21 protein-coding genes are annotated in these 23,519 nt (G+C 62.2%); 13 read left to right on the top strand and 8 right to left on the bottom strand.

Annotated features, from left to right (window positions below; translation table 11 throughout):
• Positions 1-160: 160 nt before the first annotated feature.
• Positions 161-1,366 carry a M20 metallopeptidase family protein gene (locus IB285_RS12700; RefSeq protein ID WP_190788511.1) on the bottom strand — a complete coding sequence of 402 codons (1,206 nt, stop codon included), beginning with the start codon at positions 1,364-1,366 and terminating at the stop codon, positions 161-163.
• Positions 1,367-1,607: 241 nt separating this feature from the next.
• Between IB285_RS12700 and IB285_RS12695 the strand changes: the two genes are divergently transcribed.
• Positions 1,608-2,645: a diacylglycerol/lipid kinase family protein gene (locus IB285_RS12695; protein WP_190788510.1), complete on the top strand. Its 1,038-nt coding sequence runs from the start codon at positions 1,608-1,610 to the stop codon at positions 2,643-2,645.
• Between the two features lie 37 nt (positions 2,646-2,682).
• Positions 2,683-3,588, top strand: coding sequence for a hypothetical protein (locus IB285_RS12690; RefSeq protein WP_190789117.1), 906 nt, complete (start codon positions 2,683-2,685; stop codon positions 3,586-3,588).
• A gap of 8 nt (positions 3,589-3,596) precedes the next feature.
• Here the strand turns inward: IB285_RS12690 and IB285_RS12685 are convergent, their stop codons facing one another.
• On the bottom strand, positions 3,597-4,115 hold the full coding sequence (locus IB285_RS12685; protein ID WP_190788509.1) for a DUF2141 domain-containing protein: 519 nt from the start codon (positions 4,113-4,115) through the stop codon (positions 3,597-3,599).
• Positions 4,116-4,348: 233 nt separating this feature from the next.
• On the opposite strand from IB285_RS12685, the gene rpe reads away from it, so the two are divergent.
• From rpe to dxs, 7 genes are all read left to right on the top strand, one after another.
• Positions 4,349-5,011, top strand: coding sequence for a ribulose-phosphate 3-epimerase (rpe, locus tag IB285_RS12680; RefSeq protein ID WP_190788508.1), 663 nt, complete (start codon positions 4,349-4,351; stop codon positions 5,009-5,011).
• Positions 5,011-6,912: a heparinase II/III family protein gene (locus IB285_RS12675; protein ID WP_190788507.1), complete on the top strand. Its 1,902-nt coding sequence runs from the start codon at positions 5,011-5,013 to the stop codon at positions 6,910-6,912. The genes rpe and IB285_RS12675 overlap by 1 nt, the downstream gene beginning before the upstream one ends.
• A 21-nt stretch (positions 6,913-6,933) precedes the next feature.
• Positions 6,934-8,556, top strand: coding sequence for a bifunctional phosphoribosylaminoimidazolecarboxamide formyltransferase/IMP cyclohydrolase (purH, locus tag IB285_RS12670; protein ID WP_190788506.1), 1,623 nt, complete (start codon positions 6,934-6,936; stop codon positions 8,554-8,556).
• A 227-nt stretch (positions 8,557-8,783) separates the two neighbouring features.
• On the top strand, positions 8,784-8,963 hold the full coding sequence (locus IB285_RS12665) for a hypothetical protein (RefSeq protein WP_190788505.1): 180 nt from the start codon (positions 8,784-8,786) through the stop codon (positions 8,961-8,963).
• Positions 8,960-9,658 carry a peptide-methionine (S)-S-oxide reductase MsrA gene (gene msrA, locus IB285_RS12660; RefSeq protein WP_190788504.1) on the top strand — a complete coding sequence of 233 codons (699 nt, stop codon included), beginning with the start codon at positions 8,960-8,962 and terminating at the stop codon, positions 9,656-9,658. The genes IB285_RS12665 and msrA overlap by 4 nt, the downstream gene beginning before the upstream one ends.
• A gap of 59 nt (positions 9,659-9,717) precedes the next feature.
• Positions 9,718-10,185 (top strand): Fur family transcriptional regulator, encoded by a 468-nt coding sequence (locus IB285_RS12655; protein ID WP_190788503.1) that lies wholly within the window; start codon positions 9,718-9,720, stop codon positions 10,183-10,185.
• A 141-nt stretch (positions 10,186-10,326) separates the two neighbouring features.
• Positions 10,327-12,252, top strand: a complete 1,926-nt coding sequence (dxs, locus tag IB285_RS12650) for a 1-deoxy-D-xylulose-5-phosphate synthase (RefSeq protein WP_190788502.1) — start codon at positions 10,327-10,329, stop codon at positions 12,250-12,252.
• 43 nt (positions 12,253-12,295) lie between these two features.
• Here dxs and IB285_RS12645 read toward each other — a convergent pair whose 3' ends face one another.
• Positions 12,296-13,375, bottom strand: a complete 1,080-nt coding sequence (locus IB285_RS12645; RefSeq protein WP_190788501.1) for an MlaA family lipoprotein — start codon at positions 13,373-13,375, stop codon at positions 12,296-12,298.
• Between the two features lie 256 nt (positions 13,376-13,631).
• Here IB285_RS12645 and IB285_RS12640 point away from each other — a divergent pair, with 256 nt between their 5' ends.
• Positions 13,632-14,666, top strand: coding sequence for a serine hydrolase domain-containing protein (locus IB285_RS12640; RefSeq protein ID WP_190788500.1), 1,035 nt, complete (start codon positions 13,632-13,634; stop codon positions 14,664-14,666).
• A gap of 29 nt (positions 14,667-14,695) precedes the next feature.
• Here the strand turns inward: IB285_RS12640 and IB285_RS12635 are convergent, their stop codons facing one another.
• Positions 14,696-15,823 carry a serine hydrolase domain-containing protein gene (locus IB285_RS12635; RefSeq protein ID WP_190788499.1) on the bottom strand — a complete coding sequence of 376 codons (1,128 nt, stop codon included), beginning with the start codon at positions 15,821-15,823 and terminating at the stop codon, positions 14,696-14,698.
• A 169-nt stretch (positions 15,824-15,992) separates the two neighbouring features.
• On the opposite strand from IB285_RS12635, the gene IB285_RS12630 reads away from it, so the two are divergent.
• Both IB285_RS12630 and IB285_RS12625 read left to right on the top strand, forming a co-directional pair.
• Complete coding sequence (locus IB285_RS12630) at positions 15,993-16,790, top strand: crotonase/enoyl-CoA hydratase family protein (protein ID WP_190788498.1); 798 nt, start codon at positions 15,993-15,995, stop codon at positions 16,788-16,790.
• A gap of 12 nt (positions 16,791-16,802) precedes the next feature.
• Entirely contained in the window at positions 16,803-17,606 is an 804-nt protein-coding gene (locus tag IB285_RS12625) for an alpha/beta hydrolase (protein WP_190788497.1), read from the top strand.
• Here the strand turns inward: IB285_RS12625 and IB285_RS12620 are convergent.
• Genes IB285_RS12620 through IB285_RS12605 form a run of 4 tightly spaced genes read right to left on the bottom strand, consistent with a single transcriptional unit; the run spans position 17,603 to position 22,880 of the window.
• Entirely contained in the window at positions 17,603-18,277 is a 675-nt protein-coding gene (locus tag IB285_RS12620) for an NnrU family protein (protein ID WP_190788496.1), read from the bottom strand. The genes IB285_RS12625 and IB285_RS12620 overlap by 4 nt on opposite strands.
• A gap of 48 nt (positions 18,278-18,325) precedes the next feature.
• Entirely contained in the window at positions 18,326-19,708 is a 1,383-nt protein-coding gene (locus tag IB285_RS12615) for an amidohydrolase family protein (protein ID WP_190788495.1), read from the bottom strand.
• Positions 19,705-21,102 carry an amidohydrolase gene (locus tag IB285_RS12610; RefSeq protein WP_190788494.1) on the bottom strand — a complete coding sequence of 466 codons (1,398 nt, stop codon included), beginning with the start codon at positions 21,100-21,102 and terminating at the stop codon, positions 19,705-19,707. Before IB285_RS12610 ends, IB285_RS12615 begins: the two co-directional genes overlap by 4 nt.
• Before the next feature lie 20 nt (positions 21,103-21,122).
• On the bottom strand, positions 21,123-22,880 hold the full coding sequence (locus tag IB285_RS12605) for a peptide MFS transporter (RefSeq protein WP_190788493.1): 1,758 nt from the start codon (positions 22,878-22,880) through the stop codon (positions 21,123-21,125).
• A gap of 179 nt (positions 22,881-23,059) precedes the next feature.
• Between IB285_RS12605 and IB285_RS12600 the strand changes: the two genes are divergently transcribed.
• The gene (locus IB285_RS12600) at positions 23,060-23,398 is read left to right on the top strand and encodes a GntR family transcriptional regulator (RefSeq protein ID WP_190788492.1); all 339 of its coding nucleotides are present in this window, start codon (positions 23,060-23,062) and stop codon (positions 23,396-23,398) included.
• Positions 23,399-23,519 lie beyond the last annotated feature (121 nt).

Here is a 23,519-nt window from a genome sequence, read left to right as displayed (position 1 = left end):
CAAACCAAGTAGAAAATCCGACTATGCCGTCGGTGGTAAAGGCCGAAAGGGCCTTTTGGTCCCGCCTGCTGGAATGAATTCCATTTCCGCCTTCAAAGAAGCAATTAACTGTCTTTTCGCTGGGGAAATGGAGTGCCTTTCTTGATCAGACTCTACTGCTTTAGCGAAAACCGTCGGAAAGGAATTCGAGCGCGCAGCCTGCGAGCATGGCCGCGCCGTGTGGCAGTGCCGTTTCATCGACATGCATGCGCGGCGAATGGATCGCGCAGCATTGGGTCCAGTCCTCACCCTCGGGTGCGACGCCAAGGAAGAACATGGCGCCCGGCACTTTCTCTAAGATGTAGGAGAAATCCTCCGCGCCCATGATCGGGTCTGGCAGATCGCGCCATCCCTCTACCCCGCCGATCTGCCGTGCAACCTCCTGGCCAAGCGCCACGGCGCGCGCATCGCAATTGGTCACGGGGAAGCCGAATTCCAGTTCGCAAATCGCCTGGACCCCGTAAGCCGATGCTGTCTGACTGGCGGTTTCGGCGATAAGCTTATGGAGCTTGTCGCGGTGATCGGCGCTTAGAGTACGGATCGTTCCGCCGAGTGTGACTTCGTCCGGGATGACGTTATGCGCCGTACCAGCGTTGATCTGCGTGACGGTCACGACGACTGCATTGGTCGCCTTGAAACGCCGGGTTACCATCGCCTGGATCGCAACGATAATGGCCGCTGCCGCGGGCACCGGGTCGGCGCAGTCATGCGGCATGGATGCGTGCCCGCCCCGCCCCTTCACCTTGATCGTGAATTGGTCTGCCGCTGCCATCAGCGGACCCGCGCGTCCCGCCAGCACGCGGTGCGGCGCGTTCGGCATGATGTGCAAAGCAAATGCAGCATCGGGAAGCGGATCGATCAGGCCGTCATCGAGCATGAAGCGTGCGCCATGATGCCCCTCCTCACCCGGCTGGAACATGAAGTCGATCGTGCCGGTAAGCTCGGAGCGCTGCTCCGCTAGCAGGCGCACAGCACCAACCAGCATGGCGGTGTGGGTGTCGTGTCCGCAGGCATGCATACGCCCCGGGATGGTGGAGGCGAAATCCAGGCCGGTCTTCTCGTCCATCGGCAGCGCGTCCATATCGCCGCGAAGCAAAACGCGGCGAGAACCGGCGTCCGCCATGCCTCCTGTCAGCGTCGCTACTGCGCCGGTGGTGGACGATCCCTCCCGCCATTCGAGCGGCACGTCCGCCAGCGCCTCGCGAACTTTCGCCATTGTCATCGGGCAGTGCAGGCCAAGCTCCGGCTCGGCATGGATCGCTCGTCGCAAGGCGACGATATCGGGAGCTAGCGAACGGGCGGAATCGAGGAGGGACGTTGTCAGCATGGCTCCAACCTAGCGTTCGGGCGCTGCTACACCAGCAGGAAATTTGCCGGCACGATCGGGCTGATCGCGCATGATTACCGCTTGATCGATAATTTGAACGGTGGCGTAAAGAAAATCCGGCGCCAGGCTTGCCAAATTCGCGGTAGTAACCGATGTAACCATAACGCCTCTGCACACGAATGTGACAAAAGCGGCATTTGATGGCAGAGAAGCGTTCGCAGGCAGAGCGTTAAGGATAATAATGGCAACTCCGATTTACGAATTTGCGCAGATGCCGCGCCCGGCATCCGGCCGTTTGGCCGGTGCTTCGCGGCGCCCTGTGCGACTTCCCGGAGAGGCTCCGAGCGTGGGGGTGATCTACAATCCGCGCAGCCACGGTAACCAGGGTGCCGATTTCGATTGCGGCGTCAGCCCCCACGTTCACATCGCGAAGCCGGGCGATCGTTCGCAATTGCCCACCGCGCTCACGGAATTCGCGAGCCGCGGCATCGAGCTGCTGGTTATCAATGGCGGCGACGGCACTGTCCGCGACGTCCTAACCAGCGGGGCGGCGATTTTCGGAGACAGTTGGCCTGCCATCGCGGTTCTGCCCAAAGGGAAAACCAACGCGCTGACCGTCGATCTCGGCGTTCCGGCAGAATGGAACCTTCAGGACGCGATCGACGCGCTCGACAACGGCTCGCGCGTTTACCGCCGCCCGATCGAGATCGATGCGGCCAACGACCTTTCGGCATCCAAGGTGCTCGGCTTCATTCTCGGCGCCGGATCCTTTACGAAAGCGACGCAGGCCGGGCAGAGCGCCCACCGCCTTGGCGCGTTCAACAGCCTCGCGGTCGGCGTTACGACGGCCTGGACCATTGCCCAGGCGCTGTTCGCCGGGTCCGAAAATCCGTGGCGCAAGGGTTCGCGGATGAGGGTCGAGCTTGGCGCCAACCGCACGCCCATGGCACATAGCGGGCGCGGGGACGTGAATTACCGCCAGCTGCTGTTCGCATCGACGCTTGAGCGGCTGCCGGCGGGCACGCATCCGTTCGGCAAACTCAAGACGGGCCTCAAGATCGTCGCGCTCGACCAGATTTCGCGGCGCACGGCGGCTTTGCTGCCGATTGCGATCATGGGGCGGGAGATTGCCAATCCGCGTGAACGCGGCATCCATCAGCTCAGCGCTCCTGAATTCACGCTCGAGATCGACGATCAATTCATCCTCGACGGAGAGGCGTTCCCGGCGGGCAAGTATCACATCGGCCAAGGGCCTGAATTGCAATTCGTCGTCCCCTGATCGCTGAAGCGTGGGGGCCGTCCGAGTGACCGATCCGATTTCCGACAACTTGACCGACCGGCTTGCGCGCCAGATCGATGCCGCCATCAATCCTGCGGTCGCGGAATTTGCGCGCGCTCTCGCCGAACAGGCGGGAGCGCGTGCGGTGCTGTTCTACGGATCGAATTTGCGCACCGGATCGCTTGAAGGCGTGCTTGATTTCTACATCCTGCGCGCAGGCGAGGATGACCCCGCGATCTGGCCGGTCGTGAGCTATCATGAGCGCGAACATGAAGGCACGGTGCTCCGCGCGAAGGTGGCGACGATGACGCTTGCCACTTTTGCGAGAGCTGCGGCTGGAGAGCTCAAGGACACGACGATCTGGGCGCGCTTTGTCCAGCCATCGGCGCTGGTCTGGTCGGCTGACGAAAGAGCACGCGAAGAGGTGATCCAAGCGCTCTCATCGGCCGCCCAGACTGCCGCGCGTCTGGCCGTCGCCCTCGGGCCCGAGAGCGGAACGGCAGAGGATTATTGGCGCGCGCTCTTCCGGGCGACATACAAGGCCGAATTCAGGGTCGAGAAAGCGGGCCGGGAAAACGATATCCTCAGCGTCAACGCGGCGCATTTCGCCGGATTGCTCCCGCTCGCGCTCGAGGCAAGCGGGATCGCATTCACGTGGGAGGGCGAGCGCATCACGCCTGCCCTGTCCGACAAGCGCAGGAGCGAAATCCTCGGCTGGTGGAAAGTGCGACAGCGGCTGGGCAAGCCGCTCAATTTCATCAGGCTGCTCAAGGCCAGCACGACATTCGAAGGCGCGACCCGCTATGCTGCCTGGAAGGTCGAGAGACACACCGGAATGCCGGTCGAAGTGACGCCGTTTCGCGAGAAATACCCGATCCTCGCCGCGCCCGGCGTGCTGTTATCCCTGTGGCGTCACAAGCGCTCGCAACACGCCAAGAAGTAAACCGCGCGCTAGCCGAAATACTTCATCGTGATCGCCATCGAGCGGACGCCCGAGCCCACATCGAAGCGGGTCTTGTCGATGCTCGGCTTGCCGAGATTGAAAATGCTGATCGAGGGATCGTTCGACATCGCGCCGCCATCCTCGCGGATGTCGGTCGAACCGTTGCCGTTGACGTCATGCCGCACCGCGATCGCGTAGGTTCCGCTGGCGGGCACAGGCACGCAGAATGTCATGCGGCCCCGACGCGCGGGCAGCTCGATCCGGTTGAGCCAACGGCCCTTTTCCAGCCAATCGGCCTTCGTTCCGCGGTAAAGCTGAACGCGGACATTGCCGGAAGAGCTCTTCACGCCATTGACGGTGACTCGCACCGCGGGCCCGCCTCCGGGCGCGCACGAGCGCATGTTGTTGGCGATGATGTTGCGAAAATCGCTTGTCGTCGCAGCCTGCGCCGCGGCGGGCGCGCCGCTCATCGAAACGCTTGCGGGGAGCATGGTGATCGCGGCAAGGCCTGTCGCAAAGAGTTTCATGTCAGTCAGTTAATCCAATTGGTTCGTTGATCGGTGCGGACCGCCTCTCCGTATCATATTCGATCGGGCTCGCTTCCTCAGAATTAGCACTCGTTTGTCAAATTCGCGCTGAATTCCACCTGAATTGACCGTAAATCCGCCGGTGCGCCGTGGAAAAGAGTTAACCGCACGCTTGTTCAGCGATTCGCGGCTGCTTTATTGCGGGAAGGCCCAAGGAGGGCCCGCGACCAGCCATGCCAGCACCACTGATTTCCCCATCGATTCTGTCAGCCGATTTTGCCAAGCTCGGCGAAGAAGTGCGCGCCATCGATGCCGCCGGGGCCGACTGGATCCATGTCGACGTGATGGACGGGCATTACGTGCCGAACATCACGATTGGTCCTGCCGTGGTGAAGGCGCTGCGGCCGCACACGGACAAGCCGTTCGACGTCCACCTGATGATCGCACCGGTCGATCCTTATCTCGAGGCTTTCGCGGAGGCCGGCGCAGATATCATCACCGTTCATCCAGAGACCGGGCCACATATCCACCGGACGCTGCAGGCCATCCGCTCGCTCGGCAAGAAGGCTGGTGTCGTCCTTAATCCCGGTACGCCGGTGGAGGTGCTCGACAACCTGATGGACCTCGTCGATCTCGTCCTCGTGATGAGCGTCAATCCCGGATTTGGCGGACAGAGCTTCATTCCCTCGCAGCTTGAAAAGGTGCGCCGGATTCGCGCGATGATCGAGAAAGAGGGGCGTGACATTCACCTGGAGGTCGATGGCGGGGTCAATCCCGAGACAGCCAAGCAGTGCATCGCTGCAGGAGCCGACGTGCTGGTCGCAGGCTCGGCGACCTTCAAGGGCGGGCCCGATCGCTATGCAGCCAACATTTCCGCGCTCAAAGGGGAAGCATGATGGAAAGCCTGTTTCGCGAAACCGATGAGAAACAGGACACGGCGGATTTTGGTATCGCCGAGGATGCGCAGGATCAGAGCGCTTTGCCATTGCCAGCTGGGGCCGAGCCCAAGCGCAGACGCGCTCCCGCGCAAAGCGACATGGAGCAGCCGGTTGCCGCCCAGGTCGAAACCTCCCGCGCGCTCGCTCTGACTGACGTCATTGCGCCGCGCACCAAGCCTGGCGAAGCGCTGATCCGGTTGGCGTACAGGATGGGCGTTCCCGGCCACGCGCTCGCCGCGCCATTCCGCCGTCCGGCGCCTTTGCGGGTGCTGGCGACGGTCGAAAGCCCCGTGACGGGTGATCGGATGGCGGGCACCGCACTCAGAGCCGGGCACTTCCTCGTCCACGGCGTCAAGCTGCCGATCGGTCAAGTCGATTGCGACAGCTCGGGGCGGCTGAGCCCGGGGCTCGAGCGGGCGGTGCACAGCTTCTCGTGGGTGTATGACCTTGCCGCCAGTGCGCCGCGTGCTGATTGCGTTACCGTTGCCGAGCGGATCACATCGAATTGGCTCGCCGCCAATCCCGAACCAGGTAAGGGACCCGCTTGGGAAGTCGAGAATGCCGGACTACGCCTGATGGCGTGGCTGGTCCATGCGCCGCTTGTGCTGTCGGGTCAGGACACGAAGCTCAAACCGAAACTGCTCGCCGCCATCGGCGAAACCGCTGCCTGGCTGGACCGTAAGGCTCCGCGGGACGGGGCGGGTTTGGGCCAGGTTGCAGGGCTTGCTGCGGTCACAGCTGCGGGCCTGTTGCTGCCCGAAGGCAAGCCGCGCAGGTTGTTCGGGGAAGCGTCGCTTATCCGCGCGCTGGGCGATCTTGTCGGCGAAGATGGCGGCGTGTTGTCGCGCTGTCCCGAAGCGCAGATGCAGGCCATCGCGGTGCTTACCGATCTGCTCGCCTGCTATGATGCGGCCGGGCACGAGCCGCCCGAGGCGTTGTTCGTGATGCGCGAACTGCTCGTTCCGCCGCTGCTGTCGCTGCGCCATGGCGATGGTGCGCTTGGCAACTGGCAGGGCCAAGGTGCCGTGCGCGCGGACCGCGTCGCTGCTCTGATCGAGGCAACGGGTGTGCGAACGCGCCCGCTCAAGGATGTCCAGCATTGGGGATTCCAGCGGCTGCGCGGCGGCAAGACGGTGGTGCAGTTCGATGCAGCACCACCTCCGCGCGCACGCCATGCACGAACCGGCTGCGCATCGACGCTGGCATTCGAACTGTCCGACGGGCCTTCGCGCCTGATCGTGAATTGCGGTGGATCGGCGCTGTCGGGTGGGCAAGTGCCTGCGCGCATCGGCAAAGGGCTGCGCGCGACCGCCGCACATTCCACGCTGGTGCTCGACAACGCCAATTCGACCGCCGTGCTGCTTCACGGCAAGCTCGGAAAGGGCGCGGAGAATGTCGAAGTCGAACGGCAGGTGCTGCGCAAGAATGGCGGCGAAGCGACCCGCGTCGAGGCCAGCCATGACGGTTACGCCGCACGCTTCGGACTGACGCATCGGCGCGTCCTCAGCCTTCGCGGCGATGGCAGCGAACTGGCGGGCGAAGACATCCTTTTGCCGGTATCGCGCAAGGGCAAGCGCGGGAAGATCGGCCTCGCCATCCGGTTTCACCTTGGCCGCGGGGTCGAGGCGCACCTGACCGAGGACGGACGCGGGGCGAGCCTGTTGCTGCCCGATGGCAAGCTTTGGCAATTCCGCCTGCGCGGCGATGGTGCTGGCGCGTCGGAGATGGCATTGCGGTGCGAGGACAGCCTGTGGGTCGATGGCGACGGGCGCCCGCACGGCACCGAACAATTGGTGATTGAAGGTCTGACATCGCGCGGCGGGGGACAATTCTCCTGGCTGCTCAAGAAAATGGGCTAGCGCCCGAAGAGGAATAGGCACTTGGCTTCGACGACGATCAAACGGGCGCTGCTTTCAGTGTCCGACAAAAGCGGTCTTGCAGAATTGGGCTGCGCTCTCGCAGCGCGCGGGGTGGAGCTTGTCAGCACCGGCGGCACCGCGCGCACACTGCGCGAGGCGGGGCTCGAGGTGCGCGATGTGTCGGACCTGACCGGCTTTCCCGAAATGATGGATGGACGGGTGAAGACACTCCATCCGAAAGTGCATGGGGGCCTGCTCGCGCTGCGCGACAATGACGAGCACGTCGCGGCGATGGAGGCTCGCGATATTGGCGCGATCGACCTCGTCGTGGTCAATCTCTACCCGTTCGAGGCGACCGTGGCGAAAGGTGCTAGCCGCGACGAGATCATCGAGAATATCGATATCGGCGGCCCCAGCATGGTGCGCTCCGCTGCGAAGAACCACGGTTTCGTGACGATCATGACCGATGCGGCGGATTATCCCGAGCTGCTGGAAGAGCTCGACGCCAATGACGGCGCGACGTCGGACGCGTTTCGCATTCGCATGGCGGGGAAAGCCTATGCGCGCACGGCGGCCTATGACGCGGCGATCGCCAACTGGTTCGCATTCGGCGATGCCTTCACCCATCCGCTCGGCACCGAAGCGCTGCGCGCGACCCCGTTCACCGAGACCATGCCGCTGGCATTCAAGCGTGAGGATACCTTGCGCTACGGCGAGAATCCGCATCAATCGGCGGCGATCTATGTTCCGCAGGTGGCCGGGACGAACGGCGTTCCGCAAGCCGAGCAATTGCAGGGCAAAGCGCTCAGCTACAATAATCTGAACGATGCCGATGCCGCTCTGGAGCTAGCCGCCGAATTCGCAGGCGAGGACCCCGCCGTCGTCATCGTCAAGCACGCCAATCCTTGCGGTGTGGCTCAGGGCGGGTCGCTGCTGGATGCGTGGAACCATGCATTGCAATGCGACAGCGTTTCGGCATTTGGCGGGATCGTCGCGGTCAACACCGAACTCGACGGTGCTACAGCAGAAGCCATTGCCAGCATCTTCGCCGAAGTCGTGATCGCGCCCAAGGTCAGCGCGGAGGCGCGCGAGATCTTCGCCAAGAAGAAGAACCTGCGGCTGCTCGAAACCGGCGGTCTTCCCGATCCGCGCCGGGGCGGCTTTGCGATGAAGACCATCGCCGGCGGCATGCTCATCCAGGGGCGAGACAATGGCGCGGTGACGCGCGGGGACCTCAAGGTCGTAACCAAGCGCGAACCGAGCGAGCAGGAGCTCAAAGACTGCCTGTTCGCCTGGACCGTTGCGCGGCACGTCAAATCGAACGCGATCGTCTATGCCAAGGACGGCGCGACCGCCGGGATCGGCGCGGGGCAGATGAACCGCCGCGATTCGGCGCGCATCGCCGCGATCAAGGCAAAGGAAGCCGCCGAAACCTACGAATGGGCGCAGCCCCGCACCGTGGGAAGCGCGGTCGCCTCCGATGCGTTCTTCCCCTTCGCCGATGGACTGATATCGGCCGCGGAAGCGGGCGCGACGGCGGTGATTCAGCCGGGCGGATCGATCCGCGACGAGGAAGTCATTGCCGCCGCCGATGATGCAGGTCTCGCGATGGTCTTCACCGGGATGCGGCATTTCCGGCACTGATCCGCACCTCGCTGGCTGAGCGAGGGCAAAGGCCACTTACCCTGCACAATTCCTTCTTCGTGAGCGGAAAGAGGTTCTACCCGCCGCTCATCTTTTTTGTGCGTGGGGGCGTAACTAAATCAGGTTCCGTAACGAACAACAGTCTGAAGGACCCATTCAGTCCCGCGCAAGCGAGCCGATTCTACACGGGCCCCAAGATATACGAATTAGACCCTCAGAGACCGCTTATGACCCTATTCAGCCCCGATCTTTATCGCAACTTCGCCATCGGCTTCGTCGCCGGCACGTTGATGGTTGGCGCGGCGTCATTCGATCATATCAGCGATCTCATTTCGCCGCCTGCACAGGCCGCACAGACCTTCGAAGCGCCCCAGCCATCGGACGATTTCTGGGTTATCGAGGAATGATTCCTGGCGCCAGGCGAGTGTTTGCGCTCGCTCTTGCCGCCGGTACGCTCACACTCAATGGCTGCGCCTCGCCGGCGCAAGCGCTCGAAGAACCCGTCAACGCTCCCGCGCCCAAGCGCATCGCCAAGGAGGGCGCCGGTCTGAAGACCGCGATCTTCGCCGGTGGCTGTTTCTGGGGCGTCGAGGGCGTGTTCAGCCACGTCAAAGGCGTGAAATCGGCGGTATCCGGCTTTCACGGAGGTTCGGCTGGAACTGCCAGCTACAACCGCATCATTTCCGGTGGGACAAACCATGCCGAAGCGGTGATGATCACGTACGATCCCTATGTCGTGCGCTACGACGAGCTTTTGCAGATCTTCTTCTCGGTCGTCGCCGATCCCACCCTCAAGAACCGCCAGGGCCCCGACGTGGGTTCGCACTATCGCAGCGCGCTCGTTCCGGTGAATGCAGAACAGCGCGCGGTGGCAGAGGCCTATCTTGCACAAATGGACGCATCGGGTGTCTGGAACCGCCCTGTCGTCACCAATATCGAGAAGCACCGCAAATTCTATGCGGCGGGAAGCTATCATCAGGACTTCATGGCCAAGAACCCGCGTCACGGATACATCATCCGGTGGGATGCGCCGAAGGTTCGCGCACTGAAAGCCATGTTTCCGGCCGATTACCAATCCGCCTTCCTTCGCGATGGCGCCTGACGGGTAAACATCCCTCGGCTGGCTTGGCTCGGACCCATTCGGTGCCTATATCTGCGGGCATGGCACAATCACACGCACACGCGCACAAGGAGCATAGCGGCGAAACGCTGATCGAAGCGGCGCGCGATGCACTGACCAATTCGGGCGAGCAATGGACCGGCATGCGGCAATCGGTCTTTACCGAGCTAGCCCGGCATGAACGGCCTGCATCGGCCTATGACATTGCCGACAACCTTTCGAAGGCCCGGGGCAAGCGTGTCGCGCCGAACAGCGTCTACCGCATCCTCGACCTGTTCGTGGCGAACAATCTGGCGCTCCGCGTCGAAAGCTCGAACGCCTATCTCGCCAACACCCATCCGGGCTGCGAGCACGACTGCATTTTCCTCGTCTGCGATGAATGCGGCGAGGCCACTCATATCGACGATGAGGAGGTTAGCCGCACTGTTCGCGGTCTCGCAAGCGCGCGTGGGTTCAAACCGGAGCGCCCGGTGCTCGAGATTCGCGGCCTGTGCCGTGCGTGCGCCTGAACAATTGCGCTTTGCCCGCTCTGTCAGGTGCGATTGACGCAAGGGTCGTCGGGCCAAACTGACAAACTATCGATGAAGCGTGCTCTGCGAGCGACAAACCGTTCATCGACAGTTTGGTTTTGAAGGTGTAGAGCGAATTTCATGACTTCGAAGCCCCACACTCCCTTGCTCGATACGGTCCCGACACCGGACGAGCTCCGCCAACTCGAACCGGGTCAGCTGCGCCAGCTCGCCGATGAACTGCGGACCGAGATGATCGATGCAGTCAGCACATCGGGCGGGCATCTGGGCTCAGGTCTCGGTGTGGTCGAACTGACTGTCGCGATCCATTACGTATTCAATACGCCGGACGACAAGCTTGTCTGGGATGTCGGACATCAATGCTACCCACACAAGATCCTGACCGGGCGGCGTGACCGCATCCGGACCTTGCGCCAGGGCGGCGGGCTTTCGGGTTTTACCAAGCGTGCGGAGAGCGAGTACGATCCGTTTGGCGCCGCGCACTCCTCGACGTCGATTTCGGCGGCGCTCGGTTTTGCGATGGCGAACAAGCTAAACGACCGGCCGGGGCGCGGTATCGCGGTGATCGGCGACGGCGCCATGAGCGCGGGCATGGCCTATGAGGCGATGAACAATGCGGCGCAGGCGGGCAATCGCCTCGTTGTTATCCTCAATGACAACGACATGTCGATCGCGCCGCCAGTGGGCGGGCTGTCGGCATACCTCGCGCGCATGGTTTCCTCCAGCGAGTATCTCGGCCTGCGCAGCCTCGCCTCGAAAGCGGTCAAGAAAATGAGCCGCCGGATGCATGAGATGGTCGGCAGGGCGGAAGAATACACCCGCGGCATGGTGACCGGCGGGACTTTGTTCGAAGAGCTCGGGTTTTACTATGTCGGACCGATCGACGGACACAATCTCGATCACCTCATCCCGGTGCTGGAAAATGTTCGCGACACATCCGAAGGGCCGGTCCTGATCCATGTCGTCACAACCAAAGGCAAGGGCTACAAATACGCCGAGGAAAGCGCCGACAAATATCACGGCGTGCCCAAATTCAACGTCGTCACCGGCGAAAAGACCAAGGGCGCGGCGGGTCCTCCGGCTTACCAGAACGTGTTCGGCGATACGCTCGCCAAGCTGGCCGATGACGACAGCCGCATCTGCGCCATCACCGCGGCGATGCCATCGGGCACTGGCGTCGATCGTTTTGCGAAAGCGCATCCGGATCGCAGTTTCGATGTGGGCATTGCCGAGCAGCACGGTGTGACCTTCGCCGCCGGGCTTGCCGCGCAGGGTATGCGGCCGTTCGCGGCGATCTATTCGACCTTCCTGCAGCGCGCCTATGACCAGGTGGTGCACGATGTGGCGATCCAGAACCTGCCGGTTCGTTTCGCCATCGATCGGGCAGGCCTTGTGGGAGCGGATGGCTGCACCCACGCGGGCTCATTCGATATCACCTATCTCGCAACCTTGCCCAACATGGTGGTGATGGCAGCTGCTGACGAAGCCGAACTCGCGCACATGACCTACACCGCAGCCGAATATGATGAGGGGCCGATCGCCTTCCGTTATCCGCGCGGCAGCGGCACGGGCGTACCGATCCCCGAAACACTCGAAAAGCTGGAAATCGGCAAAGGCCGCCTCGTGCGCGAAGGCAGCAAGGTCGCGATCCTGTCGCTCGGCGCGCGTCTGGAAGAGGCCAAGAAAGCAGCCGACACGCTCGAGGCTAAGGGCCTCTCGACGACCGTTGCCGACATGCGTTTTGCCAAGCCGCTCGACGAAGACCTGATCGCGCGCCTGATGCGCACGCATGAGGTTGTGGTGACGGTCGAGGAGGGCGCCATCGGCGGGCTCGGCGCGCACGTGCTCACTTATGCTTCGGACGAAGGCCTGACCGATACCGGATTGAAGGTCCGCACGATGCGCCTGCCGGACATGTTCCAGGATCAGGATGCGCCGGACAAGCAGTACGAGGAAGCCGGGCTGAACGCCCCGCAGATCGTCGATACAGTGCTCAAGGCACTCAAGCACAACTCGGCCAGTGTGGACGAGGAAGCGCGCGCTTGATTGCAGGCATCGCTGCCGGCTAACGGGCCGCTAACGCCTTGGGTCAGCGGGTGCGCGGCTTCGTGATCGCAATCATGGGAACAATAGGCGGCAGCTCGCGCGGGCTGATCGCGGAGATCTGCGGAGCATCGGTAGCGTCCTCAACGGCTTCGTCGGCCTGATCCGATCCTTCATCGCCTTCTTCCAGGTCCTCTTCGCCAAGCATCGGGTCACCCGGTTCGATATCGCCATCGATTTCCTGAAGGATTCGGGGCTTTTCAGGTACTTCCTCGCCCCGCAGAGCGGCAATCTCGCGCTCGCGGCGGGCGAGATAGGTATCACGCCGTGCAGCATACGGATCGACCGTGTCTTCGATCCGCTCCAGCTCTTCATCGACCTCAAGCCGGGCTTCGAGGTTGCTGATCACGAAGTAGGGCGCTGCATATTCGAACGTGTTGAATGGTGCGCCGACCGCCACCGGAAGGACGGCCTGATCGAGCGTGCTTCCGATCAGGTCGCGCACCGTCGTGGCTCCAGTGATCGGCAGATACAGATATGCGCCTGTATCGACACCGTAAAAGCCCAGCGTGTTGGCAAAGCCATTGCGCCTGTAGGGAAGGCCGATACCCGGCATGCCCGCAACGTCGATCAACCCGGCTAGTCCGAACGTGCTGTTGAGCGCAAAGCGGCCGAGCGTCTCGAAAGCCTTGCCGATCTTCAGCTGCAACAGGAAATTGAGGAAGTTGGCAGGCTCTCTGAGGTTGCGGACCACATTGCCGAGCCCGTCGCGGATCGGACCGGGGAGCCCGTCGCGATATCCGTACGCGAGCGGTTCGACGAAGACATCGTCAAGCTGCTGCGTTATCCGGTAACTTGTCTCATTCACCGCGCCCATTGGGTCGCGTTCGCGCTCCCCGGTCTCGCCCTCGACAACGATTTCGGTCTCGTCATCCTGAGCATCCGGATCTTGCGGCCCTTGCTGCTCGCCCGATTGCGTTTCCGCACTGTCCTGCACCAGCGCCAGCGACCAAGACAGCGGCATCACCGTGGTATCAGGCTCCCTGTACGCGGCGGTAACGGCCGGTCGGGGTGCGAGCGCAGCCGTTTCAACAGCTTCTGCCGGAGGGACAGCGCTGATCAGCATCGGCGAAGTCAAAACGGCGAACGAGGCGTGGGGCATTCAAATTCTCCAAGATGCCGAATGCCGTGAGGGGGAGAGGATTCGGCAAATTCCTATAATACACATAATCTTACGAAGGAATTGAGGTTCCAGTCGATTAGACGCAACCGCGCAGAAATCAAACGCTGCTTTGCAGGATCACCAAAACGCCGCGCTTCGCAGAAAAATTCTGACTCTGCAGTCGTTGTGCGGCAAGATTGGCTCGCTTAATCCTTTAGGCATGAAGTTATTTCTCCGCGCGATCGCTCTCCTTGCCACGATTTCCCTTTTGCCCGCGGGTGCGTTGGCGAACGACGTAATGGAGCGAGTTGAGAGGGTGATAGAAGAGGGCCAGCTCGGCGAAGTCAAAGCGGTGATCATCGAACAGGGCGGAGAAGTTCTGTACGAGCGATATTTCGACGGCGCGGAGGCGGGCGACCGCTTCGATATCCGCTCCGCAGGCAAGTCGATCACGGCGCTGGCACTGGGCCGGGCGATGGCGGATGGCGTTGTCCCGTCACTGGATGAAAATCCGCTCGCGGCCTTGGGCGGATCGGCGAAACACAGCAGCATAACCCTCCGCGATCTTGTTTCGATGTCCTCGGCGCTCGATTGCAACGACTGGGACCAGTCTTCACCCGGGCAGGAAGACAAGATGTATCCCAAGCGGGAGTGGGTCCCGCACGCACTGAGCATCCCGGTGCAGCAGGACTACGTGCGCGACCGCAAGGGTTTCGGCCGTTTTTCCTATTGCACGGCCGGAGTGTTCATGACCGGCCAGTATATCGAGAAGCAGTCGGGCGAGCGCTTCGACACCTATGTGCAGCGCACGCTGTTCGATCCGCTGGGCATTACCGATTTCCAGTGGAAGCGCTCACGCTCGGGCGAAATTCAGGCCGGCGGCCAGATTGAAATGCGCCCTCGTGACCTGGTGAAGATCGGCAGACTTGTGCTCAATGGCGGAGCACATGGCGGGCAGCAGCTCGTGCCCGCCGCCTGGATCGGCGAGATGCTCACGCCGCATGTTCGCGCGACCGGCAACGCGGATTACGGCTATCTATGGTGGCTGAGCGCGTTTCGAAGCGGCGAATTCGCCACTTCGGGTTGGTACATGTCCGGCAATGGCGGCAATATGGTCGTGTTGCTCGAAGAGCTCGATGCGGTCATCACCGTGGTTGCCACCAATTACAACAAGCCGGGAATGCACCAGATTTCGCGCGACATTATCGAGCGCGGCGCCATGACGTATCTGCTGGAAAGGCAGGCAGCGGAATAGACGGGGCAGCACGCTCCCGTTTTTATTCCTCAGTCAGCCGCAAACAGCTCCAGAAACTTCAGGGCAAGCGGAGAGTTTTCGATCTCGGCGACATGCAAGCGGTTTTCCCAGTTCAGCCCATCGGTATTGCCAAGAGCGACGAGGGTTAGCCCCTCTCCGGGCACTTTCAGGAGCATTCCGGCATAGGCATCCGGCCACCAGCCCCCATGCCAGACCAGCTGCTTACCATTCCATTCCTGGGTCCACCAACCATAGGCATAGCCCGCCATGCTTCCATCAGTTTCGGTAGGGGGCGTCCACATCTCGTTGCGCACCGCAGGATCGAGGATACGGCCCTCATCGAGCGCGATCGAATATTCGGCGAGGGCGCGTGCGCTCGCGATGATACCACTTGAGCCATTCATTTCCGGGTTCGGCAGTGCCGAGGGATCGAGATTGTCGTCCTGTTCGGGTGCGTGGCGAAACGGTGGGGCCAGAAGCCGCAGCGCATCGCCGCCTTTGGGGTCGCGCCATCCCGCAGCGATATTGGCAAGCTCCGCTTTATCAAGAACGTAGCGCCGAACCCACACATCGAATGGCTCGCCGGTCTGTTCCTCGACCCAGTTCGAAAGGCGACCGAACACAATCGGGTTATAGAGGAAGTTGCTTCCCGGCTCCCCGAGGATACGCATTTGCAGCACGTTGCGCAGACTGAGCGTCGCGGAGCAATCGAGCGGCGGTGGGGTGTACCCATCTTCCAGTTCTACACCGCCGCCCATTGGAAAACCGCTCGTCGACAGCCATTGGCAGCGTCCATCCCAATCGCTCAATGCGGTGAAGGGAGCATCGAGATCTATAATCCCGTCCGCGTCCATGCCGAGAAGTGTCGCCGCGGTGAATGTCTTCGTTATCGATGCGACAAGATAGCTCGTGTCAGCAGTGGTTCGCTCTTCGGCATCGTGGTCCTGCCAACCGATCCCCTCTGCGGCTACGATTTCTCCATCCTTCACCACAGCATAGGACAGGCTGAGGACAGTGTTCTTCACGCGAAATTCGCGCACGAACGTGTCGAATTCGGCAAGTTTCTCGCCGAGCGGCTGCTCTCCTTGCTGCTCCGCGCTGACGGTTTCCCATGGCAGGAGTGCAGCGACGAACAGCAGAATGGCGGGAAGACGCATCAGAACTGGCCTTTCTTTGTTGAACGCCGTGAGTTCTAGGAGCGGTGGCGGTCGCTTTCCACCCGGCTGCGATCATTGGATGACGATAAGTGCGCATGCGACACTCGCGCGCTGCCGGGGTGACGTCACGCGGTGGTGATGGCATGACGCGCGGTGAAAGGATTTCCCGATGAGCCTACTCAAGATCGCGCAGGACGGCCCCGTCACCACGCTCACCATCGATCGCGGGGAGACGATGAACCCGCTCGGTGCGCCTGGCGATGGAGCAGAATTCCGCGCGGCCTGCGATGCGATCGATCGCGACATGGATGTGCGCTGCGTCATCCTGACGGGGGCGGGAAGGGCTTTCAGCGCCGGCGGCGACATCAAGGCCATGCGCGACCGGACTGGCACGTTTGGCGGCTCCACCCCGGCGATCTCCGATGGATACCGCGACAATATCCACATCATGTTGCGGGCGCTTCACGGCCTGCGTGTGCCGGTCATCGCTGCGGTTAATGGACCGGCCATCGGTCTTGGCTGCGACGTGGCTTGCCTCGCCGATATTCGGATCGCCAGCGAAAAGGCGAAATTCGGTGTCACTTTTCTGAAGCTCGGGATCATCCCGGGCGATGGCGGCACCTGGATACTGCCGCGTGTCATCGGGATGAGCCGTGCTGCGGAGCTGTTCTACACCGGCGACGTGATCGATGCGGAAACAGCGCGCGAATGGGGCTTGGTTAGCCGGGTGGTCGCGCACGACGCGCTTGTCGAGGAGGCCCGAGCGCTTGCAGGCCGGATTGCAATGATGCCGCCGCATTCGCTTCGGCAATCGAAGATGCTCCTGCGGCAGGGTCAGCAGGTCGGCTATGACACCGCACTCGAATTGGCGGCCAATACGCAGGCGATGATGCACACTACCTATGACCATGCCGAAGGTATCGCCGCCCTCATCGAGAAGCGCGAGGCGGTTTTCAGGGGGCTGTAAGGGAGCCGCCAAATGACATTCGCGCTGCGCGCCCTCTTCGGTCTTGCATTCGCGTACGCCGTGGTGGTCGCGGCGCTTTGGTTTTTTCAGTCGCGCTTCATCTATCCCGCCCCGCAAAGCCCGGCCGTGCTGGTGCCTGGCTACCAGGAAGTCACGCTCCAGACGCTAGACGGTCTTGCTTTACGCAGCTTTTTCAAGCCGGCGGAGGCGGGGATGCCCACTGTGGTTTATTTTCACGGGAATGCGGGCAACCTGGGCGGGGCGGTGGTGTCGAACAATGCGCTCGTGGCGCACGGGATGGGCGCCCTGCTGGTCGAGTATCGCGGTTATGGCGGGAACGACGGCGCCCCTTCCGAGGAGGCTTTTTACAGCGATGCCGAGGCTGCCGTTGCGTGGCTTACTGAGCGTAATATCCGTCCGGACGAGCTGATCTTCATCGGCAACTCGATCGGGTCCGGCGTCGCGACAGAAATGGCATCGCGCTATCCTCCACGCGCGCTCATTCTCATAGCGCCGTTCACCTCGCTTCCGGGCGCGGCCGCGGAGAATCTGTGGTGGTTGCCGGTCGAGCAACTCATGCGCGACCGGTTCGATAATCTGGCCAAGATACCACACGTCGATGTGCCGATCCTGATCCAGCATGGCAGCGCTGATCAGCTTATCCCGCCATCGCATGGAAGGACGTTATCGCAGGCAACGCAGCGGGCTCAGTTTCAGTCCTTTGACGAACGCGGGCACGATCTCTCGTTCGAATACGATTCGCAGGTCGCGCGCCGTGACTGGATCATCGGCCTGACGCAGGATCGTGCGCCTTAGAACCAGCGCCAGATGCCGGCATTCACATCTCCGAGCGGCCCGTGCAGCCAGCTCAGGAAAACGAACAGGATCAGGCCAACGGCCCATGGAAACGCGCCTGCAGTGAAGAGTAAACCCCAGCGCGGCCAGAACGTGGTCTTGCTCTTCCACTCGATCCAGGGATCGCCCATCAGCCGTTCCTTCTTGTGATCCTGAAGCCGCGCGCCGACCAGCGCCAGCAGCCCCATGGCGAAAGCCGTGATAGTGGTGCGCAGGCTGTAGTGGATCACGATGTGTGACAGCGCCCACAATGCGAAGCCCCACATCATCGGATGGCGTGTGACTCTAAACGCGCCCTTGGGCTCGGCGCGGGCCTGCTCTTCGGCCTGCGGAGTTACCATGGCCGGATTGCCGAGCAGCGATCCGGCGAACAGCACCATCGCTACGAGGGCAAGCACGGTTGCGATGATCCAGCCGACATTGCCGCTTCCCGGCAGGTCGGCAGGCGGGGCGGCCTTGAAAGCGAAGTAGATCCACGCAAGCGCCGCAATGACGACCAACGAGTAGACGATCTGGAAACCCATTTCGCCAAACGCTTTCACCATCGGCGCTCGCAGCGGATGCGACATCACAAAATGCGTGCCGACGAATGCCGCATTGGCGGCGATCAGGTTAAGCAGTGCCTCGTTCAATGTACCCTCCCTACATCGCAGGGCAGGCTACAAGGAAGCGGGCCGCGATTACCAGTCGTAAGCCTTGGGAAGGTCGCTCTCGTCCAGATCACGGTAGCGGTCGCGCAGACGGCTCTGGTGGTTGCCAAGGGGCTGTTCGACCCCGCCGATGAAGACACGGGTCGGGACCGAAGTCACCTCCAGCGGATCGCCGTCCCAGATGACGACATCGCCAAGGGCACCTTCGGCAAGCACACCGGCCTGGCCGCCCATGCCGCTGATTTTGGCGGGAACGGAGCTGATGGCGGCGAACGCCTCACCCCAAGTTAGCCCGGTTGCGCCCGGCACCCTGGCGAGACCGACAAGATTGCCGGCCTGCTGCGCGATCCGGCGTGGGTTCTCCATGGAGCCAGCGTTCAACGCCACCGTAACGCCTGCTTGCTTCATGCGACCGACATTGCTCTGAGTCGCGGCAAGCTGGTCAAAACCGGTTGGCAGCGCATCGAGGGCATCGGCGAGCACAGGCACGCCTGCAGCCGCGATCTCGCGTGCGACCAGCCAGCCTTCGCTCGCGCCGACGAGCACCATGTCGAGATTGGGAAACTCGTCCTTTAGCGCCAGCACGCTGCGGATATCGGCTGCGCGCTCGACCATGACGTAGAGCATCTGCTCGCCGCGGACGACCGGAACGAGCGCGGCAGCATCGAAGCGGGTCAGCAGGGTGTCGGATGCTCGATCCGCCTCCCCTCCGGTCATACGGGGATCGAGCGGCACATCGTCGCCGGTGCGCACGTTGCGGGCGCGCGAGCTCATGCCAGGTATGCGGGCGGCATCGCCGAAGCTGCCCGCCTCGCGCAGTGCATTGCGGAACAGCGCATGCGCGGACGCACGGCTGCCACCGGCGATCCGTCCGCCGCCTTCACCCAGATCGACCATCTGAAACGCGCGCGGGCGCACGATGGGATTGCCGTCCGCATCGAGATCGATGATTGCGCCCTGCCCGCCGAAGATCGAGGCCGAAGGGAAGGTCGTCGTCGCCGCCCGAGTGATACCGGCGGCGCGGTGGATCAGGATGTTCTGCGAGTTCGCGTTGACGACCGGGGCCACATCGAGCGCGGCGCTGAAGGGTGCGTCACCGGCTCGGGTGTCGTTCGATGCGCGCACCGCGCCAACGTCAACCAGTCCCAGCGTGGTAATCGTCGCGAAGAGCCCCGGTGTAACCCAAGCCCCGCCCGCATCGACGGAGGGGAGGCCTGCGGGCGGTGTTACCCCAGCTCCCGCAGCAACCACACGGCCACTGCGCACGACGACAGTGCCGCCCTCGACAGGTTCGCCGCCATCGCCGGTCACGACCGTGGCGTTGGTAATGACCACATCCTGCGCAGCGGCTGGCGCGGCGGTGACGGCGGCGAGCGCGAGCGCGCTGGCGGCGAGTGTGATGAGCCGCTTCATTTCACGTCTCCCTCACCCTGCTGGCCAAGTTCGAAATCGCTCACCGGTCGGCGTTTGGGATCCTGTGCATCGTACATCAGCGCGCCGTCGATCCAGACCTTATCGGGCCGTGAATACACCGAGAGCGGATCGCCGTTCCACAGCACGATATCGGCCATCTTGCCTTCTTCCAGGCTGCCGGTCATCTCGTCGATGCCCATCGCCTTTGCCGCGTTCAGCGTGATCCAGCCAATGGTTGCCGCGTCCGAGATTTCGATCCCCATACGCGCGCCTGCGGCCTGCGCCTTTGCCGCTTCCTGATTGAGGCGCTGGATGTCGTTTTCACTGTCGGAGTGGATCACGACGCACGCGCCCGCCTGTTGCAGCAGCGCTGCGTTTTCGAGGATGCCGTCATAGGCTTCCATCTTGAAACCGTACCAGTCGGCCCAGATTGCGCTGCACACGTCGTCTTCGCGCAGTAGATCGCCGATCTTGTAGCTTTCGACAGCGTGGTGGAAGGCGGACACCCTGTACCCGACCTCTTTCGCCATATCCATCACCAGCGCCATCTCATCGGCGCGGTAGCAGTGGTTGTGGACCAGGATTTCGCCTTCGAGCACGCCTTTCAGCGTCTCCTTGCCGAGATCGCGCTTGGGGTTTTCTTCGTTCGCGTAGTTGATCGCGTCGTACCAGGTCTGGCGATTTACAGCGAAATTGCCCATGCGCGTCGAAGGTTTGCGCCCGCGCCCTCCGTAAACCCGTTTCGGGTTCTCGCCGCACGCCATCTTGAAACCGTAGGGCGCGCCGGGGAATTTCATGCCTTGCACAGTGCGGCTTGGCACGTTCTTTAGAGTGACCGAGCGGCCACCCATCAGGTTGGCTGAGCCCGGCAAGATCTGTAGCGCGGTGATGCCGCCATTGGCGAGTGCGCGGCTGAAGCCGGGGTCTTGCGGCCAGACTGAATGCTCCGCCCAGACATCGGGCGTTGTCGGGGCGGTTGCCTCATTGCCGTCGCTATGCGCCGGGACCGACGGCGATGGATAGTCGCCGAGGTGGGAGTGAATGTCGATGATGCCCGGCGTCACGAACTTGCCGGCGGCGTCGATGACCCGGAAACCCTCCGTTGAAAGATCGCTCGCCCCGACCGCGACGACTTTCCCGTCCCGGAACAGGACCGTGCCATTATCTATCCGTTTACCCGCTCCGTCGAACACGGTCGCTCCGACCAGCGCCGTCGCCTCGCCCGGATAGGGTGAGTAGGTCGAGGGGAAGGGACCCTCGGCCTCGGTCTTGGCGGCGAAGCGCGGGGCGTCGTCCTTATCCGCGCTGCTGGCCGTATTCGCCGAACCGGTGGTAGCGCATCCGGCAAGCGCAAGCGCGCTCGTCGCAGCGATGAGAGCTTTCATCATTGTCATTCCCCTCCCGATTGGCCCGCTTATTCAGCGGGGCGGGTCGCTGGACGCATACCGGCAGCCTGCGGTTCGCCGACCTCGTCCTGACCCAGAAGGTCGTCATCGACCGTATCGTCCGAAAGCGTGTTGAGGTGCATCAGTTTCTTCACGAATGGGCTCAGCACCATCACACCGACACCGATCGCGACAGCGAACATACCGACATCCGAATAGACATCGAGCACAACCTGTTTGCCCGCTTCTTCTCCGACGCCCTCGGCTCCGGTCGCCGCAGCGATCAGGCCAGCGGCGAAGTTACCGGTGGCCGATGCAAAGAACCATGTGCCCATGATGAGGCTGGCGATCTGCGGCGGTGCGAGGCGGTTCATCGCCGACAGGCCGACAGGCGAGAGGCAAAGTTCACCGGTCGTGTGCAGCAGGTAGATGAGGAAGATGAAGATAACCGGCGTCGGAACATCGATCCCGACGCTGTTCGCACCCCAGACGAGGACGAGGAAGCCAAGGCCGACCTGGACCACGCCAAGGCCGAACTTCATCGGTGTCGATGGCTCCATGCCCTTGCGCCCAAGCACGGTCCACACGGTTGCGAATACCGGCGCGAGCAGGATGATGTAGATTGCGTTGATCGACTGGAAGGTCGATGCCGGCACGCCGCCGCGGTCGACATGGCGGTCGGTGAACAGGTTCAGCGAAGAGCCGGCCTGTTCAAACAGCGCCCAAAAGATGATCGACACTATGATGAGGAACATCGCGGCGACGATCCGGTCGCGGTCGTGATCGGTCTTCGCGATCATCTGCAATACCATGACCGAGATAACGCCGCCCAAACCGATGACGGCAGGAAGGCGCCAGAACGCATCGCCATTGGACACGAAGAACATCGAGATGACGAGCAACGCGCTAAGGCCGATATAGGACATCAGCGCAGGCTTTGGGGCCCGGTCATAGCTTCCATATGGCAGCTGGAAAGTCGCGATCGCGAGGACGTAGCAGACCAGAGCCGCGCCGAACGTGCCAAGGAAGACGCCAACCGCATCCTGGAACTGGATGGCGACCCAGCAGAACGCGACGAGCAGGACGCCGACGCCGTACACGCCGAATTCCCTGCCCTTGGCGAGGATCGCAGGCGGCTCGCCCCGACCCAGCAGCAGCGGCTTGCCCCATACGAACACGATGAGGCCGAGCAGCATGCCGATGCCCGCCAAGCCGAAGCCGTATGCCCAGCCATAGGTTTCTCCGATATATCCGCACAGCAGCGAGCCAATCGCAGCGCCGAGGTTAATGCCCATGTAGAAGATCGTATAGGCGCCGTCGCGGCGCACATCGGTGCGCGGGTAAAGCTGTCCGACGATCACCGAGATATTGGCCTTGAGGAACCCTGAGCCGACGATGATCAGCGCCAGCGCCAGCCAGAACACGTAGATGATGGGATTACCTTCATTGCCCGCCGCCGGTTCCCCCTCGAACGCCATGAAGAAATGGCCCAGTGTCAGCAGGACAGCCCCGAACAGAACTGCCTTGCGCTGACCCAGATATTTGTCGGCAAGATAACCGCCGATCACCGGAGTGATGTAAACGAGAGCGGTGTAGGCTCCGTAGATGACGCCAGCATCGCTGTCCGAAAAGAGCCAGTGTTTGGTCAGGTAGAAAATGAGCAGCGCGCGCATGCCGTAATAGGAAAACCGCTCCCACATTTCGGCGAAGAAGAGGACAAACAGTCCTTTTGGATGTCCCAGCAGTGTTCCTGCGCTGTCCCCGTGCGGAAGCTCTTGCGTTGCCATTGTCGTATTTTATCCCGTCATTTGCGCGGTCGCGCGCGTCCCCGAAAGTCCGGCACCCTAGCGCCTGTTTCGCCTCTGTGAAGCCTTAGTTGCATGTGAAACCTGAATGCGGGGTGGAAAGCCGGGAACCTTGACGCGCCTCGCTGTATTATGTCACTGATGCACTCAGCGAGGGAATCATGAGCCAAAGCCGACCCGTCTACCTGAAATTGCGCGATCAGATCGCGGCCGCCATTATCGAGGGGCAGTATCCCGAGGGCAAAATGCTTCCATCGGTCCGCGCGCTCGCTGCCGAACAGGGCGCAAACCCGCTTACTGTCGCGAAGGCCTATCAACAATTTCAGAACGATGGCTTGGTCGAAGTGCAGCGTGGGGTCGGCATGTATGTTGTCAAAGGCGCGGCAGAACAGCTCCTTAGGCGTGAAAGGGAGCACTTCCTGCGCGAAGAATGGCCCGAAATCCGTGCACGAATGGAACGGCTAGGCCTCGATCTGACCGAGCTAGCGGAGTGCAACTAGGGCATGCTCTCAGTAAAGCTCTGAAAAATCTACTTATCTCCTGAAATACGCGGCGCTGAAGTTATTTCCGGTCGTTCGCTTGCGAGAAGTACTTCGCTCTGGCACACTTCGTATTGGAGTG

The sequence above is a fragment of the Erythrobacter rubeus genome, assembly GCF_014705715.1.
In the GTDB taxonomy this organism is placed as follows: domain Bacteria; phylum Pseudomonadota; class Alphaproteobacteria; order Sphingomonadales; family Sphingomonadaceae; genus Erythrobacter; species Erythrobacter rubeus.
This window is presented reverse-complemented; position numbering and strand designations above follow the sequence as displayed.

Coding starts and splice junctions, on each gene's coding strand:
- IB285_RS12645 (WP_190788501.1), bottom strand. CDS start 13,375: ATGCTGATCAGCGCTGTCCCTCCGGCAGAAGCTGTTGAAACGGCTGCG.
- dxs (WP_190788502.1), top strand. CDS start 10,327: ATGACTTCGAAGCCCCACACTCCCTTGCTCGATACGGTCCCGACACCG.
- rpe (WP_190788508.1), top strand. CDS start 4,349: ATGCCAGCACCACTGATTTCCCCATCGATTCTGTCAGCCGATTTTGCC.
- IB285_RS12700 (WP_190788511.1), bottom strand. CDS start 1,366: ATGCTGACAACGTCCCTCCTCGATTCCGCCCGTTCGCTAGCTCCCGAT.
- IB285_RS12675 (WP_190788507.1), top strand. CDS start 5,011: ATGGAAAGCCTGTTTCGCGAAACCGATGAGAAACAGGACACGGCGGAT.
- IB285_RS12630 (WP_190788498.1), top strand. CDS start 15,993: ATGAGCCTACTCAAGATCGCGCAGGACGGCCCCGTCACCACGCTCACC.
- IB285_RS12685 (WP_190788509.1), bottom strand. CDS start 4,115: ATGAAACTCTTTGCGACAGGCCTTGCCGCGATCACCATGCTCCCCGCA.
- IB285_RS12610 (WP_190788494.1), bottom strand. CDS start 21,102: ATGACAATGATGAAAGCTCTCATCGCTGCGACGAGCGCGCTTGCGCTT.
- IB285_RS12625 (WP_190788497.1), top strand. CDS start 16,803: ATGACATTCGCGCTGCGCGCCCTCTTCGGTCTTGCATTCGCGTACGCC.
- IB285_RS12615 (WP_190788495.1), bottom strand. CDS start 19,708: ATGAAGCGGCTCATCACACTCGCCGCCAGCGCGCTCGCGCTCGCCGCC.
- IB285_RS12665 (WP_190788505.1), top strand. CDS start 8,784: ATGACCCTATTCAGCCCCGATCTTTATCGCAACTTCGCCATCGGCTTC.
- IB285_RS12655 (WP_190788503.1), top strand. CDS start 9,718: ATGGCACAATCACACGCACACGCGCACAAGGAGCATAGCGGCGAAACG.
- IB285_RS12605 (WP_190788493.1), bottom strand. CDS start 22,880: ATGGCAACGCAAGAGCTTCCGCACGGGGACAGCGCAGGAACACTGCTG.
- IB285_RS12695 (WP_190788510.1), top strand. CDS start 1,608: ATGGCAACTCCGATTTACGAATTTGCGCAGATGCCGCGCCCGGCATCC.
- IB285_RS12600 (WP_190788492.1), top strand. CDS start 23,060: ATGAGCCAAAGCCGACCCGTCTACCTGAAATTGCGCGATCAGATCGCG.
- msrA (WP_190788504.1), top strand. CDS start 8,960: ATGATTCCTGGCGCCAGGCGAGTGTTTGCGCTCGCTCTTGCCGCCGGT.
- IB285_RS12640 (WP_190788500.1), top strand. CDS start 13,632: ATGAAGTTATTTCTCCGCGCGATCGCTCTCCTTGCCACGATTTCCCTT.
- IB285_RS12635 (WP_190788499.1), bottom strand. CDS start 15,823: ATGCGTCTTCCCGCCATTCTGCTGTTCGTCGCTGCACTCCTGCCATGG.